The organism is Rhodococcus spongiicola, from assembly GCF_004011835.1.
Lineage (GTDB): Bacteria > Actinomycetota > Actinomycetes > Mycobacteriales > Mycobacteriaceae > Prescottella > Prescottella spongiicola.
In genome coordinates, this window is the sequence record NZ_RKLN01000004.1 from 55,394 (window position 1) to 71,828 (window position 16,435).

15 protein-coding genes are annotated in these 16,435 nt (G+C 68.2%); 12 read left to right on the forward strand and 3 right to left on the reverse strand.

What is annotated here, in order from left to right; all coding sequences use genetic code 11:
- Positions 1-104: 104 nt before the first annotated feature.
- Positions 105-869 (forward strand): SDR family NAD(P)-dependent oxidoreductase, encoded by a 765-nt coding sequence (locus EF834_RS11690; protein WP_127947413.1) that lies wholly within the window; start codon positions 105-107, stop codon positions 867-869.
- Between the two features lie 80 nt (positions 870-949).
- Here EF834_RS11690 and EF834_RS11695 read toward each other — a convergent pair whose 3' ends face one another.
- Positions 950-2,539, reverse strand: coding sequence for a TM0106 family RecB-like putative nuclease (locus tag EF834_RS11695; RefSeq protein ID WP_408014502.1), 1,590 nt, complete (start codon positions 2,537-2,539; stop codon positions 950-952).
- A 120-nt stretch (positions 2,540-2,659) separates the two neighbouring features.
- On the opposite strand from EF834_RS11695, the gene EF834_RS11700 reads away from it, so the two are divergent.
- From EF834_RS11700 to EF834_RS11725, 6 genes are read left to right on the forward strand one after another with little or no spacing between them, the layout of a single operon-like run.
- Positions 2,660-3,289: a DUF6474 family protein gene (locus EF834_RS11700; protein ID WP_127947414.1), complete on the forward strand. Its 630-nt coding sequence runs from the start codon at positions 2,660-2,662 to the stop codon at positions 3,287-3,289.
- A 16-nt stretch (positions 3,290-3,305) separates the two neighbouring features.
- Positions 3,306-3,830: a hypothetical protein gene (locus tag EF834_RS11705; protein WP_127947415.1), complete on the forward strand. Its 525-nt coding sequence runs from the start codon at positions 3,306-3,308 to the stop codon at positions 3,828-3,830.
- A gap of 42 nt (positions 3,831-3,872) precedes the next feature.
- Positions 3,873-4,535 (forward strand): YcnI family copper-binding membrane protein, encoded by a 663-nt coding sequence (locus EF834_RS11710; protein ID WP_127947416.1) that lies wholly within the window; start codon positions 3,873-3,875, stop codon positions 4,533-4,535.
- Positions 4,532-5,089: a copper resistance CopC family protein gene (locus tag EF834_RS11715; protein ID WP_235871138.1), complete on the forward strand. Its 558-nt coding sequence runs from the start codon at positions 4,532-4,534 to the stop codon at positions 5,087-5,089. Before EF834_RS11710 ends, EF834_RS11715 begins: the two co-directional genes overlap by 4 nt.
- 9 nt (positions 5,090-5,098) lie before the next feature.
- Complete coding sequence (locus EF834_RS11720) at positions 5,099-6,052, forward strand: CopD family protein (RefSeq protein ID WP_127947417.1); 954 nt, start codon at positions 5,099-5,101, stop codon at positions 6,050-6,052.
- 50 nt (positions 6,053-6,102) lie between these two features.
- Positions 6,103-6,963, forward strand: a complete 861-nt coding sequence (locus EF834_RS11725) for an SDR family NAD(P)-dependent oxidoreductase (protein ID WP_127947418.1) — start codon at positions 6,103-6,105, stop codon at positions 6,961-6,963.
- Here EF834_RS11725 and nhaA read toward each other — a convergent pair.
- A complete protein-coding gene (nhaA, locus tag EF834_RS11730; protein WP_127947419.1) occupies positions 6,952-8,361 on the reverse strand; it encodes a Na+/H+ antiporter NhaA in 1,410 nt (469 codons plus the stop codon). The two genes, EF834_RS11725 and nhaA, sit on opposite strands and share 12 nt — an antisense overlap.
- 293 nt (positions 8,362-8,654) lie before the next feature.
- Between nhaA and EF834_RS11735 the strand changes: the two genes are divergently transcribed.
- Positions 8,655-9,086 carry an SPW repeat protein gene (locus EF834_RS11735; RefSeq protein WP_127947420.1) on the forward strand — a complete coding sequence of 144 codons (432 nt, stop codon included), beginning with the start codon at positions 8,655-8,657 and terminating at the stop codon, positions 9,084-9,086.
- A 330-nt stretch (positions 9,087-9,416) separates the two neighbouring features.
- Here the strand turns inward: EF834_RS11735 and EF834_RS11745 are convergent, their stop codons facing one another.
- Positions 9,417-10,970: a succinic semialdehyde dehydrogenase gene (locus EF834_RS11745; protein ID WP_127947422.1), complete on the reverse strand. Its 1,554-nt coding sequence runs from the start codon at positions 10,968-10,970 to the stop codon at positions 9,417-9,419.
- A 207-nt stretch (positions 10,971-11,177) separates the two neighbouring features.
- Between EF834_RS11745 and EF834_RS11750 the strand changes: the two genes are divergently transcribed.
- The 4 genes from EF834_RS11750 (at position 11,178) to EF834_RS11765 (ending at position 16,408) form a co-directional block, all read left to right on the forward strand.
- Positions 11,178-11,903, forward strand: coding sequence for a TetR/AcrR family transcriptional regulator (locus tag EF834_RS11750; RefSeq protein WP_127947423.1), 726 nt, complete (start codon positions 11,178-11,180; stop codon positions 11,901-11,903).
- Positions 11,900-12,799, forward strand: coding sequence for an ABC transporter ATP-binding protein (locus tag EF834_RS11755; protein WP_127947424.1), 900 nt, complete (start codon positions 11,900-11,902; stop codon positions 12,797-12,799). The genes EF834_RS11750 and EF834_RS11755 overlap by 4 nt, the downstream gene beginning before the upstream one ends.
- The gene (locus tag EF834_RS11760; protein WP_127947425.1) at positions 12,796-14,427 is read left to right on the forward strand and encodes an ABC transporter permease; all 1,632 of its coding nucleotides are present in this window, start codon (positions 12,796-12,798) and stop codon (positions 14,425-14,427) included. Before EF834_RS11755 ends, EF834_RS11760 begins: the two co-directional genes overlap by 4 nt.
- A gap of 139 nt (positions 14,428-14,566) precedes the next feature.
- Positions 14,567-16,408, forward strand: coding sequence for an AMP-dependent synthetase/ligase (locus tag EF834_RS11765; RefSeq protein WP_127947426.1), 1,842 nt, complete (start codon positions 14,567-14,569; stop codon positions 16,406-16,408).
- Positions 16,409-16,435: the final 27 nt, after the last annotated feature.

Consider the following 16,435-nt stretch of genomic DNA (forward strand, 5'->3'; position numbering starts at 1 on the left):
CATTCGTTGCCGAAGCCCCGGTCCCGGATCCTCCGCCCCCGCGTTATGGTGCAGAACATAACCGCCGGCCGAGATCGGCCGAGCCGAGACGAAGGGGAACAGCAGTGGATATCCAGGGAACCGCGGCACTGATCACCGGAGCGGCCTCCGGGTTGGGGGCCGCGACCGCGAAGCGTTTCGTCGACGCCGGTGCCACGGTGTTCGGGCTGGACTTGGCACCGTCCATCGAGCGGGCCGGCGAGGCACCCGCGGGCGTGACGTTCATCGCCGGAGACGTCACGAACGAGGACGACGTGCAGGCCGCGCTCGACAAGATCGGCGAAGCGGGGATTCCGCTGCGCGCCGTCGTCAACTGTGCCGGTGTCGGCTGGGCCGGCCGGATTCTGTCGAAGAGTGGCCCGCACCAGCTGGAGCTGTTCCGCACCGTCATCAACGTCAACCTGATCGGCACCTTCAACGTGATGCGGCTGGCGGCCAACGCCATGCAGCACCTGCCAACGGTCGACGAGCACGGCCAGCGCGGCATCATCATCAACACCGCGTCGGTGGCGGCCTTCGAGGGGCAGATCGGTCAGATCGCCTACACGGCGTCCAAGGGCGGCGTGCACGCGATGACGATCACCGCGGCGCGCGATCTCGCGCAGGTCGGTATCCGCGTCAACACCATCGCCCCCGGCACCATCGATACCCCGATGCTCGCGGGCGTGACCGACGAGTACCGCGAGAACCTCGAGGCCGGCATCCCCTTCCCGTCCCGCCTGGGCCGTCCGGGCGAGTACGCGCAGCTGGCGCAGTTCCTCACCGAGCACGACTACATAAACGGCGAGACCGTCCGCATGGATGGCGCACTGCGCATGGCGCCGCGGTAGTCAGCGACGCACGCCAGGCCCCGGGACGTTCGGTCCCGGGGCCTCGCCGTCTGGGCGCGCAGTGTTCCCGAGGCGGGACGCTAGATCTCCGACTCGTGCGGGATCTCGTCGACCGCCCGCTCACTCATCCACTCCCGCAGTACCTTGGTGGCGATGACGTCGTCCTCGTTGTACTCGAGCAGCCGTCGGCGCTGGGCCAGGTCGGGTTCGCCGTCATAGCCGACGGCCTCGCGGTACCAACTCATCGAAGCCTCCCCGCTGGCCTCGGCATCACGCCAGTTGAAGCCGGCGACGGGGGCGATCTTCTTCAGCCCCTTGCCGTTCGGGCACACGAAGTTCTCGCCAACCGCCTGGTAGATGTCCACCCACTGGGGGCTGTCGATGAACTCGCGAATCTCGGCGACGGTGGGCACCCCCTCCACGCCGGCGAAGCGCCGGGCCGAGTCCAACAGCCACTTGTCCTCGGCTGTGCGCGAATAGCAATACGCGGCAAAGGTTTTCCCGGTAGCCGCAGCGGCATCGCGCTCGGCCATGAGCCACGTCCAGAACTCGGCGAACGAGCGCGCCTCGTCGACGGTGGGCACCGGATCCCAGCTCACGAACGGGCGGTACACCGACGTACCGGCGACGTTGAGCAGCGTTCCCCACAGGTAGGCGCCGTGCTCCTGGTAGCTCTCCATGTCGATGTCGACCTCGACGTCGGCGCGGATCACGGTCACCGTCTCGTGGCGGCGCACCAGCGGCGCCCCGGCGAGCCACGCCTTCGCGTTGACGACGGTGTCGTGGAACGAGTTGTGCGGCCACTCCTCCGGGGCCTCGCCCTCCCACGCCGCAAGCTGGTCGATGGTGCGCACTCCCCGAGCGCGCAGCACTTCGGCGCGCGCCCCGGACGCCACCAGCGACACGTCGCGGGTCTGCTCGAGTTGCTTTCGGCAGCCCTCCCACCACGGACACGAGCGGCACTCGCCGATCTGCGACGGCACCGTCTCCGCCTCGCCGCGGGCGACCGCGATCCGGTCGGCGAACCGTTCGTCGTAGTCGTCGAGGATAGTGGCCAGATCGTGGACGAGGACGCAGTCGGCGCCGTAGCCGATCGCACCGCCCAGCAGCGACGGGCTGGCCAGACCGTGCCGCTCGAGCATCCGGTACAGGTGCGCCAACCGCATCTGGTCGCGTAGGTGTGAGCGGACCTTGCGGGTCTCGTCGATCGTCGGTGCCCACTCGAACAGACCCGACGTGGTCGCCCCGCGACCCGGATCGGTGACCTTGTGGTTGACGACGATGACGGGGATGTAGCCGCCGAGCTCGGCGTCGCGCAGCAGGATCTCGGCGCCTCCGCGCCGACCGGTGTCACGTTCGGGCGGCAGCACCGCGCCCCAGATCTTGGCTGCACCGGCCCGGCACGCCTCGAGGGTTGCGCGGGCACGCTGCGGCTCGTCGGGCGCGATCCGCACCCATGCGTCGGGGTCCGCATCCATCAGCTGGATGCGCACCGCCTCACGCTTCGCGGCTGCCGCTTCCTGCCGCTGCTTGACGCCGATGTCTTGAGGGGCTTCAGCAAGCTGGTCGGGGTACTTGGCGTCGAGATGGATCCGGTGTCGGCACCGCGTGAGAGCTCCCGGCTCGAGCAGCACGGGGGCGCCTTCCTGCGGACCGTTGGGGGAACACACGATGTGCAAGATTATGTGCTCACCTAGGGTAAAGCCGAAAGCGGCGATCAGGAACAAGCACAGATAGGCCGTGACGCGGTCCGCGCCTGCACCGAAACACCAGATGGAGGGGCCATTCCAGTGGGGTTGTTCAAGAAACGTAAGCGGCGCGCCACGCGCAAGGCCGAGGCGAAGGCGCTCAAGCACAAGGCCAAGCTCGAGGCCAAGCTCGGCGCGAAGAACGACCGCAAGAAGAACCGCGCGGACAGGAAGGCGCAGAAGAAGGTCGACAAGGCCCAGATCGCCACGCTGAAGGCGCAGGAGAAGGCCGCCATCAAGGCCTCCGAGAAGGGCCTGACGGTCGGGAAGCTGCGCCGCTACCTCGGCGTCGCGCGCCTGCTCGCCCCCATCATCGTGCCGATCGCCTACCGCGGCGCAACCGCGCTTCGCGCACAGATCGACGCCCAGCGCGCCGAACAGATGGGCATCGCGGTCGATCGACTCGGGGAGTTCACCGGTCACGGCGCCAGGCTCAGCGCCCGCATCGCCGGCGCCGAGAAGTCCCTCGACGAGATCGTCGCCCGCCACCCCGCCGACGCGGAGACCAAGCAGTTCGCCTCCGCGATCCGCTCGCGCTTGACCGACCTCGGCACTGCCATCCGCTCGGCCGAGCAGATGCCGCCCTCGCGCCGCAAGCAGGCTCACCAAGCCATCTCCGCGGAACTCGACGGCGTCGAGGCCGACATTCTGTCGCGCCTCGGCGTCCGCTAGCGCTCTTCCGACCACCGTGCCAACAGGTCGTCCCGCTCCCACCGCCGGTCTCCGTGGCGGTGCGGTCGGGGCGACGGCGGCCTCTCTGGCCGGGGCCGCCCACGGGTTCGGCGGCGGCACACTCCCCGACTCGACTGCGCTGACGCTGTTGCTCACGGTCTGTACCGGGGTCGGCGTGGCCGTCGGGGGTGTACCTGTCCTCAACCGCAGCCGGTGTGCCCTGCTTGCAGCACTGGCCGCGGGACAGGGCGCCGGCCACCTCGCGCTCGCCCTCGCCTCCGACGCCCATGTGCACAGTGGGGCATCGGGATTCACGATGCTCGCCGCGCACGCCGTGGCCACCGTCGTCTGTGCGGGCCTGATCCTCACCGCGGAACGGCTCTACGGGCCGGTCACCAATGTCCTGCGCGTCGTCCTCACGCCGCCGACGGTCGGCGCCCGGCCGACGCGGGTCCTCCGGCCGCGTAGGCTCGATCGCGCACCGCGTCTCGCTGTGCTCGCCGTGGGATTCTCCCGACGCGGACCACCCCTGTGCGCCTGACCAGCGCACCGGTACCTCCGCACAGAAAGACACCTGAAGAAAATGAACAAGACCCTCGCCCGCGTGCTCGTCACCGGGGCTGCGGCCGGTGGGGCGTTGCTGCTGGTTGCCGGCACGGCCCCGGCCCAGGTCTCGGTCACCGCGCCCGGCGCCCAGCAGGGCGATTACACCGTCCTCACGTTCCGCGTGCCCACCGAGTCCAGCTCCGCCGGGACCACCGCGCTCACCGTGGAGCTGCCGAACCTCCTGTCGGCTCGTACCGAACCGATGCCCGGCTGGACGGCCACCGTCCAGAGGGATCCCGCGACCGAGACCGCGACGTCGGTTACCTGGACGGCCCACCCTGGGGTGAGCATCGAACCCGGCCAGTTCCAGCAGTTCGTGCTCTACGCCGGCCCTCTTCCCGAGCAGGACCAGGTGGAGTTCCCCACTACCCAGACCTACAGCGACGGCACCGTCGTGCACTGGACCCAGACGCCCGGCCCAGGCGGCGGCGAACCGGACGAGCCGGCACCGACACTGACGCTCACCACCGGCACCGAAGACTTCGACGCTCAAAGCAGGGTCGACGAGTCCACCACGGCCGGAGAGACCACCGGAACCAGCGACAGCACCGCCCGCTGGCTGGGCGGCATCGGCCTGGTGCTCGGTGCAACTGGCGCCGCCCTCGGCGCCGTCGCGATGATTCGGAGCCGTCGCTCATGACCGGCCACAGGATCACCGGCGTCCGTACCACCGGCCTGGGTGCCGTCGTCGTCGGCTTCGTGGCGGTGCTCGCCATGGTGCTCGGGGTCGGCGCGGCGTCCGCACACTCGGCCCTCATCGGGAGCAGCCCCGAGAACGGCGCCCAGATCACGACCGCCCCCCAGCAGGTCACTCTCCAGTTCAACGAGGCGCTCCACCAGAACTTCGCATCGCTGACCGTCGTCGGACCGGACGGCAACCTGTGGTCGAAGGGCGATCCGACGGTCCAGGGCGACACCGTCAGCGTGCCGCTCGACGGTCTCGGCCCGGCCGGCGAGTACACTATCGCGTTTCGAGTGACCTCCGCCGACGGCCATCCCATCAGTGGCACCCAGGTGTTCACGCTTACCCAGGAAGGCGCCGGCACCCCGGGCCCGGCGGCTGCGGCGCCGTCCGGCAGTTCCGACGATTCGTCAGGCAACAGCGGGCTGATCTGGGTGTTCGTCGGCGTCGGCGTCGTCGTGTTCGGCGGCGGCCTGTGGTTCGCGCTACGCAGACCGCGCGGCCAGGGCTGACCGTCGCCTATGAGAACGGTGCGTCCGGTCGTCTCCGGGCGGACCTGGCTACTGTCCACGATCGTCACCGCGCTCGCCGGGGTGGGCATCGCGTGGATGCTCGCCACCCCGGACGGCCCATCCCCCACGAGCGTGGTCCGTGTGCTGGCCGTGGGTCTGGGTGCGACGGTGTTCGGGCTCACCGCCTGGCAGTTTCTGCAGCGCGACGAGCGCCGACCCGCTCTCGACCCCGGACTGTTGTGGCAGTCCACCGCGGCGCTGGCGGGCATGTGGACGGTGGCCGAGGTCGTCCTGGTTGTCGTCGAGGCCGCCGAGGCCGAGGGCCGCTCACGATTCGCGGTGGCGCCGGGCACGGTCATCGACTTCGTGCGCGTGGTCAACGCGGGCCGACTCGGCGTCCTCACCGTGGTGTGTGTGGCGCTGGTGACCGTGACCGCGGCGGTAGCGTACCGACGAAGTCTGCCGTGGGCCGCGGCCCCGGTGCTGGCGTTGTCCGGACTGGCTCTGATCACCCGCCCGGCCAGCGGCCATATGTCGCAGCAGATACTTGGGGCGCTGCTCGGCGCCGCCCACGTCCTTGCCGCCTCCACTTGGTTCGGGATGCTGGCCGCGCTCGCGCTCACCGTCCACTCACGCGGCGCATGGGCAACACTGCTGCCGCGCTATTCGACGATTGCCGCGCGCTGTGTATGGGTGGTGGCGGCGACCGGCGTCGTCAATGCGGCGATCCGCCTGGGTGGGGTGGCCCCGCTCGTCACCACCGGGTACGGCCGGGTGGTGCTCGCCAAGATCATCGCCCTCGCCGCGCTGCTGGCCGCGGGCTGGTGGCTACGGCGCGTCTGGGTGGTTCCCGCGTCCGCGCATCAAATGGGCGCGGATGCGTCGCTGCGTTGGGCGGTCGTCGAATCGGCCGCCATGGCAACCGCACTCGGACTCGCGGCGGCACTCGCAACCACCGCTTGACCCGTCATATCGGTGATACCCGTCATATCGGTGATATAGGATCGCTCACCGTGACTGCGACAGGGTGGTGGTTCCAGGCCAAGCACGCTCTCGACACCCGCGGCCCGTTCGCGCGGCGTCGAGGCCGCACGCTCGCTGGGGCGGTGGCCTCCCGCCGTGTGCTGATCACGGGGGCGTCGTCGGGGATCGGGCGCGCGGCCGCCATCGAACTCGGCGCCGCCGGTGCCGTCGTCATCCTCGTCGCCCGCCGCGAAGCCGAACTTCAAGAGGTCGTGGACGCAGTCACGGCCCGCGGAGGGCAGGCATTCGCCTACCCGTGCGACCTCAACGATGCGGAAGCCTCCGAAGCGATGATCAGTAAGGTTCTGGCCGAGCAGGGCGGCGTCGACATCCTCGTCAACAACGCCGGGCGGTCCATCCGCCGCTCCCTCGCCGACTCGTACGAGCGGGCACACGACTTCGAACGCACCATGCAGCTCAACTATTTTGCGGCGGTGCGCCTGATGCTGGGGGTGCTCCCGGGAATGCGGGAACGCCAGTTCGGCCAGGTGATCAACGTGCTCTCGGTGGCGAACCTGTTCGGCGGCCCCCGGTACTCCGCGTACGTGGCCTCGAAGGCCGCGCTGGACGAGGTCTCCACCTGCTTCCAGGCCGAAACCCTTCACCAGAACATCACTTTCACATCGGTGTACATGCCGCTGGTGAAGACCGCGATGATCGCCCCCAACAAGCAGTACGCCGACGCCCCGGCACTGACATCCGAGCAGGGCGGACAAGTCATCTGCGACGCGATCATTCGTCGACCGCGCCGAATGGGCCCGACGTTCGGTCGTCTGGTGCGGCTGACCGACGCGATCAGCACCGAACGAGCCGACCTGGGCCGGCACCGGCGGTACAACTCAGGTATCTGAATTCTCGCCCGGCTCGGTTTCGTCGGTCTCGCCCGGCTCGGTTTCGTCGGTCTCGCCCGGCTCGGTTTCCTCGGACTCGCCCCGCTCTGTTTCCTCGGACTCGCTCCGCTCGGTTACCTCGGACTCGCCCCGCTCTGTTTCCTCGGACTCGCTCCGCTCGGGGGACTCGCCCTCGCTCGGCGCGGTCGTTGTGAGCATCCGGTAGGTGCGGTTTCGCATTGACAGGATCACCGCCCCGACCGCCGCGGAAAGGCTCGAACCCACCAACACCCCGAGCGTCGCATGGGATCCGAACACCGTTTCCGACCCGTAGGCAAGGTCGACGATGAGGAGGGACACGGTGAACCCGATGCCCGCGATGACCGCGATGCCCAACAAGTCGACCCGACCCAGCCCGGGCTCGAGGCGGCCGGGGCCGTAGCGGGCGAACAGCACTGTGGCCCCGAAGACCCCGATCGGCTTTCCGAGCAAGAGGCCGAGAACCACGCCCATCGCGACCGGATCCGAAAGCGCGGTCCCCAGGCCGGACAGGCCACCGACAGTGACGCCGGCAGCGACGAATGCGAAGACCGGGGCCGCGAGTCCCGCCGAAACCGGGCGCAGTATGTGTTCGTACCGGGCGCTCAGGCTCCTCCCGTGCTGCTCGTCGCGGGTCGGTACGACGAGCCCCAGCGCTGCACCGGCCACGGTCGCGTGAATCCCCGAGGAATGGAACAAGATCCACGTGGCGATGGCAATCAGTACCAACAGCCACCACGGTCGGTAAGCCCTGCGGACAGCCACCGCAAAGACCCCGATGCCCGCGATGCCGGCCGCGAGGGCGCCGAAGGAGAGTGCTTCGGAGAAGAACGTCGCGATGATGACGATCGCGAGGAAGTCGTCGACCACCGCGAGTGCCAGCAGGAAGGCCCTCAACTGAGCCGGCAGATGGGACCCGATGACCGCGAGAACCGCGAGCGCGAAGGCGATGTCGGTCGGCGCCGGGATGGCCCAGCCTCGTAGATCTCCGCCGACCGCGGCCAGATTCACCGCCGCGTACACCGCCGCCGGCACCACCATGCCCCCGACTGCCGCGGCCACCGGGACGGCGGCCCGCCGACGCCCGTGCAACTCCCCCGAGGTAACCTCCTGGGCCAGTTCGAGGCCCGCGACGAAGAAGAAGATCGCCATGAGCCCTTCCTCGGCCCACGAGCTGATCGACAGGTTCAGGTGGAGCGCAGCGGGGCCGAGTTCGAATTGCCCGATCGTGAAATACGAGGCGGACCAGGGCGAATTCGCCCAGATCAGGGCGATCGCGGCCGCCCCCAGCAGCAACGCCCCGCCGACCGTCTCGTCGCGCAGTATCTCCGCGACGCGGGATCGTTCGGTCGGCGACCTCGATGACTGCGGTGCGTTCACTGACGTTCTCCCACCTCAGAATGCCTTGCGACCCCGTGTCGGGAACAGAACACGGCACTCGGAATCCTCGGGACTGGGCCTGGCACCAAACGACTCGAGCCGGACAACCAGGCAGGGTGCGCGGGCCCGGTTGGCGGGATTTACGTGACCCGGTTTGCGGGATTACCGTAAGAGTAAGGGCCGGAATCACCGGGTTCGGCCAGGGCACTGACTGACCTCACTGCGGCTGCGCCGAATTGGGTGCTTCCGATACTTGACCGAGCAGATCGAACAAGGTCGAGGAGATGATTGCGATGTCGACATCACCGAGCATGTCGATGGAAACCCATCCGGATATTGCCGCCCTTCGCGACAGCTACGACGAACTGGGCGAAGGACCCGCCCTACAGTTCGCCGGAGGGCTGCTGGTGCTGGCCGGTCTCTACGCAGCGGCATCGTCGTTCATTGTCGGGTTCAACGGTCAGACGACCCTGATGATGACCAACATGCTCGCCGGGCTCGCTGTCGCACTGCTGGCAGTCGGTCACACCACAACCTATGGGCGGACGCACGGCATCACGTTCGTTGCTCCGTTGCTGGGAGTCTGGTTGATCGTCTCACCCTGGCTGGTGTCCGGTGTGAGCACGAGTGCGGGAATGATCTGGTCCAACGTCGTGGTCGGCGCAGTGGTCGTCGTTCTGGGGGCCGCGAGTGTGGGTGTGGCAATGAGCCGACGCGGTACCTGATAACGGTGCCCGGACAACCGAGCCGGTCACCGGTACGGGTGATCCAGGCGGTGGTGGTCGCAGTGCTGTCCATCCTCGTCCTGGGGGTGACCCTCGGCCTTACGGGGTCTCCCTTGATGGCGATCATGTTCGCGGTTTCGTGTGCCATTGCGGCCGCTGCTCTCGTTGTCCTCTGGCAGGTGATTCCACCCACCAGAGGGTGATGAAGCACGTCCGGGGCCTGGTCCACTCGGGCGCCGGTTCAGTGCGGCCGGGCCACTCCACGACCTTTTGCGCCCGCCCTTGCCAATCGGCAAGGGCGGGCGCGGAGGTCGGTGAGGGAGCCGGAGATCAGCGCTTCGGCAGGTACTTCATTCCCTTGACGAACGGCGGCAGGATCTTGGCCCAGACCTTCGCCGGAAGCCAGCGCGGGCCCCCGAGGTTGATCACGCGGGTGGTCGCGACGGTCTGCGCCTCGGTGTACTTGAGCAGGCCCTCGGCGCCGTGCCGGCGCCCGACGCCGGACACGCCCATGCCTCCCATCGGGGCCGCGGTGCTGCCCCACGTCGGACCGTAGCCCTCGTCGACGTTGACGGTGCCCGCCATCACACGGGCCGCGATAGCCTCGCCCTCTGCGTCGCTGCCCGCCCACACACTCGCGTTGAGTCCGTACTCGGTGTCGTTGGCGCGGCGGATCGCCTCTTCGACGTCGGCGACGGGGTAGATCGAGACGAGCGGACCGAACGTCTCGTTCCCGTAGCACTCCATCTCCTCCGTGACGCCGGTGAGCACGGTCGGCTCGAAGAACAGCGGACCGAGGTCGGGGCGGGCCTTGCCGCCGGCCACCACGGTGGCGCCCTTGGCGACCGCGTCCTGGACGTGCCCGGACACCGTCTTGACCTGATCCTCGGACACAAGACTGCCCATCTCGATGCCGAACTCGTAGCCCGGCGCGAGGGACACGTTCCGCACACGCTCGCCGAACATGCGGATGAACTCGGGGGCGATGGCCTCCTCGACGTAGATGCGTTCGACGGAGATGCACAGCTGGCCGGAGTTGGCGAAGCATGCGCGGACCGCCGCGTCGGTGACCTCGCGCAGGTTCACGCCCTTGGTCACGATCATCGGGTTCTTTCCGCCCAACTCGGCGGAGAAGCCGATCAACCGGCGCCCGGCCTGCTCGGCGAGCAGACGTCCGGTGGCAGTGGAACCGGTGAACATGAGGTAGTCGGTGTTCTCGACGATCGCGGTACCGACCACCGAACCGGGGCCCGGCACCACTGCGAACAGATCGCGGGGCAGCCCGGCCTGGTACAGCAGTTCGACACACGCGAGCGCGCAGTACGGGGTCTGGCTGTCCGGCTTGAGGACGACGGCGTTGCCGGCGAGCAGCGCCGGGATAGCGTCGCCCACCGCGAGCGACATCGGGTAGTTCCACGGCGAGATGACGCCGACGACACCCTTGGGGTGATGGCGGACGACAGTCTTGGTGATGCCGGGCATCATGCCCTGAACGCGCTTGGGGCGCAGCAGCTTCGGGGCCTGACGCGCGTAGTAGCGAGAGGTCAGCGAGATGTCGAGGACCTCCTCCTGCGCGGACGCCCGCGACTTGCCGGTCTCGGCCTGCGCCATGTCCAACAGGGCGCCACGGTTCTCGAGTACGAGCTCGGCGTAGCGCAGGAAGACCTCGCCACGCTCGGCCGGTGACCGCTTCGCCCACGCCTTTTGTGCCACGCGCGCCCGCTCGACCGCGGCGATCGTGTCGGCCGCGGTGCCGACGGGGACGGTGGCGAGTTCGCGCCCGGTGAAGGCCTCGATGACCGGGCGCGTCAGACGGTCCGCGGCGTCCGGGATGGCGATGAGGTCGGCGAGGCGGGCGAAGGTCGCCGCTGACGGAGCAGGCATGGTCGTACCCCTACTGGTGAGTAGATTGCAAGTTACAGACAACTTACCCCTTCCCCGGCATTAGTCACAGGAACCGGGATCCGATCCGCGACCAGTCGAACACCGGCGCCGGCCGGCCATCAGGATTCCGCGTGGGCGGCATGGGGATTAAGTGATGGCGACGGTCGAACCCTTGACCCGATTGAACGGTCGAGCAATACTTTAAACATGTGTTCAGCAAGAGCTGTTTCGCCCGACCGGGACCTCAACACCCGGGCGCGCATCCGAGATGCCGCGATCCGGGTGTTCGGGGAACAGGGGTTCGGCGCCGGGATACGCGCCGTCGCGACTGCCGCCGGAGTCTCGCCCGGCCTCGTCAACCACCACTTCGGCTCCAAGAAGGGATTGCGCGCCGCATGCGACGGGCACGTCCTGGAGGTGATCGCGAGCGAGAAACGGGACGCGCTCACGGCGAGTGATCCAGGCCGGATGCTCGCGTACATGAGCGAGATCGAGCAGTACGCACCACTCGTCGCCTATCTGGTCCGCTCGTTCCAGGCCGGGGGCGAACTCGCCGAATCGCTGTTCGAAGACATGGTCGCCGGCGTCGAGGAGTACCTGGACGCCGCCGTCGCGGAAGGGCGGGTGCGACCGAGCCGCGACCCCGCCGCACGCGCGCGGTACCTGGCGATGAACAGTCTCGGCACGACACTGCTGTTCCTGCAGATGCACGCCGACAAGAACGGTTCCGTCGACTACGCCTTCGCGCTCCGGAAGATGAGCGACGACATCGCGCTTCCCGGCCTCGAGTTGTACACCGAAGGACTGTTCACCGATTCGGCGCTGCTGGACGCCTACACAGACCGGGCCAACACAGACACGGCCAACACAGACACGGCCAACACAGACACGGCCAACACAGACACGCTGCAATCCTCCAAGGAGAATGAATGACCGCAATCATCGAAGTCGAGAAGCTGGAGAAGTCGTTCGGCTCCACCCGGGCACTCGACCGGCTGGACATGATGGTGCGCGAGGGTGAGGTTCACGGCTTTCTCGGGCCCAACGGCTCCGGCAAGTCCACGACCATCCGGGTGCTGCTCGGCTTGCTCCGCGCGAACGGGGGTACCGCAACTCTGTTCGGGCGCGACGTGTGGCGCGACGCGGTCGACCTGCACCGTGACGTTGCCTACGTCCCAGGCGACGTCACGCTGTGGCCGTCACTCACCGGTGGGGAAACCATCGACCTGCTCGCGCGGATGCGCGGCGGCTTGGACACCGCCCGTCGAGCCGATCTGATCGAACGATTCGACCTCGACCCCCACAAGAAGTCCCGCTCGTACTCGAAGGGCAACCGTCAGAAGGTCGCGGTGATCTCTGCGTTCTCGTCGCACGCCCGGCTGCTGTTGCTGGACGAACCCACGTCGGGTCTGGATCCGTTGATGGAGAAGGTTTTCCGCGATTGCATCGCGGAGGCCAGCGCGCGGGGTGTGACCGTCCTGCTGTCGAGCCACATCCTCTCGGAGGTCGAAGCTCTATGCCAAAAGGTCACGATCATCCGGGCCGGCCGTACAGTCGAGAGTGGCTCGATCGCTGCGATGCGTCACCTGAGCCGTACGTCCATCACCGCCGAACTCGACGGTGATCCAGGCGATCTCGGACAAATTCCGGGTGTCGAAGACGTGCGGATCGAGGGTCGCACGCTGCACTGCCAGGCCGACGCGGACGCACTCGGTGCCCTGATTCGCACCCTCGGTGACACGGGCGTCCGAAGCCTGGTCAGCACGCCGCCGACGCTCGAGGAACTGTTCATGCAGCACTATCAAATCGCGGAAGAGGTGCGGGCGTGACCGCCACCGCGACGTCGAGGGCGACCGTCACAGGGGTGACGACGTCGTCGCCTTTCACCGGAACAACGGCGCTGCTGCGCCTCTACCTGCGTCGCGACCGGATGATCTTGCCCGCCTGGGCGCTCGTGTTGGGCGTGCTGCCGATGGTATACGGCAGCTCGATCGCGGGACTGTACCCGACGGACAGTGCCCGTGCCGCGTTCGCGGCAACGACCGCGGTCGTGAAGTCCCAGATCGCCTTGGTGGGACCGATATTCGGGTCCAGCATCGGCGCGCTGGCGACGTGGCGGTCGGGGGTCCTGTTCCCGATGCTGGCCATCGCCGTCATCCTCACCGTCATCCGCCACACCCGCACCGAGGAGGAGATGGGGCGCACAGAACTGCTCGAGTCGACGTCGATCGGACGCCGCGCGGGCCTGACCGCGGCACTTCTCGTCGCGGGCATCGGAACGGTCGTCAGCGCCGCGGCCAGCACTGCGGGCCTCGCAGCGATCGGAACGGGCGCCGCCGGATCGATCGCGTTCGGTGCGGCGATGTTCGGCGCCGGGGTTGTGTTCGCGGGCGTGGCAGCTGTCGCTGCACAAATCAGCACCGGGGCGCGACTGGCGCGCGGCCTCGCGTTCGCCGTCCTCGCGTTCGCGTTCCTGCTCAGAGCTGTCGGGGACGTCGGGTCGGGAACGATGTCCTGGCTCTCACCGATCGGGTGGGCGCAGCAGCTGCGACCGTACGCCGACGAACGCTGGTGGGTGCTGTTGCTATCGGCGGTTACCGCCGTCGTGCTCGTCGCCGTCGCCTACCGCCTGCACGACCAGCGCGATCTGGGTGCCGGCCTCATCGCCGGACGCCCCGGTCCTGGCGAAGCGTCCACCTTCTTGTCGGGCCCGATCGGCCTCGCCTGGCGCATGCAGCGCGGACCGCTGCTCGCGTGGACGGTGGGACTGGCCGTGTTCGGGGCCATGCTCGGCGCCGCGGCGAGCGGCGTCAGCGACCAGATCGGCAGCAGCGAATTCATCATCTCGGTCCTGGACCGGATGGGCGGGACCAAGGTGATCGAGGATGCGTACCTCGCGATGATCTTCTCCATCTTCGGCCTCGCCGCGGCCGCCTTCTCCATCTCCGCGACGTTGCAGTTGCGCGACGAGGAGGAGTCGAGCCGAGCCGAATCCGTTCTCGGCGCGGCGATCGGCCGCTGGCGCTGGGCGAGTAGCCACCTCCTGTTCGCCCTCGCCGGTCCCGCGATCGTCCTCGTCGTCGCCGGACTCGCGGCCGGGATCGCGTACGGCGCGTCGATCGGCGACGTCGGCGGACAGATCCCGTCTGTCCTCGGAGCCGCCCTCGTGCAACTACCGGCGGTATGGCTCGTCACGGGGATCACCGTCGCGCTGTTCGGGGCGTTACCGCGTCTGGCACCGGGCGCGTGGGTGGTGTTCGCGGCGATGCTCGCGTTGTACATCATCGGGATGGTCGCCGATCTCCCCCAGCTGATACTCGACCTCGTGCCGTTCCTGCACCTGCCACGGCTACCCGGGGCCGAGTTCCAGGCCGCACCGGTTATATGGCTGCTGCTGATCGCGGTGGCGTTGCTGGGCGCCGGTCTCGCCGGGCTGCGCCGCCGCGACCTCCGCTGATCTGGGCCGACCGGGGCCGACCCGGTCGGCGCCGCCACCGCCGCCCAAGCCCTGAACGGGAACTCGAGTCACGCCTTCGCGGCGGAACCGTGACATGAATTCCCGTTCAGGGCATCAGTGGCGTTCATAGACTCGGGTCATGACAGCTTCGCGCGCGTCAGACGAGGTCGTGGACTGGTCCAAAATCGAGGAGCGCTCGTCGACGGTGGCCCAGCTGTTCGTCGACCGGGTGGCGGCGACCCCCCGATCCGAAGCCTTCCGATACCCCGTCGGCGACGAGTGGGTGAGCGTCACGTGGTCCGAGGTCAGTGAGCGGGTCCGCGCCCTCGCCGCTGGGTTGATCGCGCTCGGCGTCGAACCCGAGCAGCGCGTCGCCGTAGCGTCCACCACTCGGTATGAGTGGGTGCTCGCGGACCTCGCCGTCATGTGCGCCGGCGCCGCAACGACCACCGTCTACCCCACCACGACGGCATCCGACGTCGCGTTCATCGTCGCGAACTCGGGTAGCCGGGTCGTCGTGGCCGAGGACGAGAGCCAGCTCGCCAAGCTTCGCGAACACCGTGACGAGATCCCCGACGTGCACCGCGTCGTGCTCATCGACGGCACCGTGCCCGACGACGAGTGGGTGATGGGCTTCGACGAACTCGCCGATCTAGGCGACCGAACCTTGCGGGAGCGTCCCACCTGCGTCGACGACCGCATTTCCGGGATCTCCCCCGACAGCCTCGCGACACTGATCTACACATCCGGCACGACGGGCCGACCGAAGGGCGTGCGCCTACCGCACTCGGCGTGGACGTACGAGGCCGCCTCGATCGACGCGGTCGGCATCTCCGAGGGCGACGACCTGCAGTACCTGTGGCTGCCGCTGTCGCACGTGTTCGGCAAGGTACTGCTGACGCTGCCGCTGCAGATCGGGTTCCCGACGGCCATCGACGGGCGGGTCGACAGGATCGTCGACAACCTCGCGGTCGTGCGGCCGACGTTCATGGGTGCGGCGCCGCGGATCTTCGAGAAGGCGTACGCGCGCATCGTCGCCACCGTGAAATCCGAAGGCGGCGTGAAGAAGAGGATCTTCGACTGGGCCATCGGCGTGGGGCTGGCCACCTCGAAGGCGCGTCAGGCCGGCAAGCCTCTCTCGCGAATGCAGCAGGCCCAGCACGCGCTGGCCGACCGACTCGTGTTCCGGACGATCCGGGAGCGGTTCGGCGGCCGGCTGAAGTTCTTCATCTCTGGGTCCGCACCCCTGGATCGTGATGTGGCTCAATGGTTCGACGCCATCGGCATACCGGTCCTCGAAGGTTACGGACTGTCCGAGACGAGCGCCGCGTCGCTCGTGAACCGACCGAATGCATACCGGTTCGGCACCGTCGGCCGGCCCATCCCCGGCACGGACGTCAAGATCGCCGACGACGGCGAAATCCTCCTGCGCGGCCCCGGCGTGATGAGCGGGTACCACCACAACCCGGAAGCCACCGCCGAGTCACTCGAGCCGGACGGCTGGTTCCACACCGGAGACATCGGCACGATCGACGCCGACGGCTACTTGCGGATCACCGACCGCAAGAAGGACATGTTCAAGACCTCCAACGGCAAGTACGTGGCCCCGTCGGCGATCGCGGCGACCTTCAAGGGCATCTGCCCGTACGTCGGGGAGATCATCGTGCACGGCGAGGGCAAGTCGTACTGCGTCGCCCTCATCAGCCTCGACGGCGAAGCGATCGCCGAGTGGGCAGTGGAGAACGGGATGGGCGAGATGCCCCTGCGCGAGATCGCCACCGCCGGTCCGACCGTCGCGATGATGAGCGCCTACATCGACCGGCTCAACGACGGGCTCAACCGCTGGGAACAGATCAAACGATTCACGATCCTCGAACGCGAGCTCACCGTGGAGAACGGCGAGATCACCCCCAGCATGAAGCTCAAGCGCAAGAAGGTGGTCGACAACTTCGCCGACCGGATCACCGAGCTGTACAGCTGACGGTCGGTCCTTGCGCTGTCAGGCGCT

Bases quoted from the DNA above. Each gene is read 5' to 3' on its own strand.
- EF834_RS11710 (WP_127947416.1), top strand. From the start codon at position 3,873: ATGAACAAGACCCTCGCCCGCGTGCTCGTCACCGGGGCTGCGGCCGGT.
- EF834_RS11715 (WP_235871138.1), top strand. From the start codon at position 4,532: ATGACCGGCCACAGGATCACCGGCGTCCGTACCACCGGCCTGGGTGCC.
- EF834_RS11720 (WP_127947417.1), top strand. From the start codon at position 5,099: ATGAGAACGGTGCGTCCGGTCGTCTCCGGGCGGACCTGGCTACTGTCC.
- EF834_RS11735 (WP_127947420.1), top strand. From the start codon at position 8,655: ATGTCGACATCACCGAGCATGTCGATGGAAACCCATCCGGATATTGCC.
- EF834_RS11745 (WP_127947422.1), bottom strand. From the start codon at position 10,970: ATGCCTGCTCCGTCAGCGGCGACCTTCGCCCGCCTCGCCGACCTCATC.
- EF834_RS11750 (WP_127947423.1), top strand. From the start codon at position 11,178: ATGTGTTCAGCAAGAGCTGTTTCGCCCGACCGGGACCTCAACACCCGG.
- EF834_RS11755 (WP_127947424.1), top strand. From the start codon at position 11,900: ATGACCGCAATCATCGAAGTCGAGAAGCTGGAGAAGTCGTTCGGCTCC.
- EF834_RS11765 (WP_127947426.1), top strand. From the start codon at position 14,567: ATGACAGCTTCGCGCGCGTCAGACGAGGTCGTGGACTGGTCCAAAATC.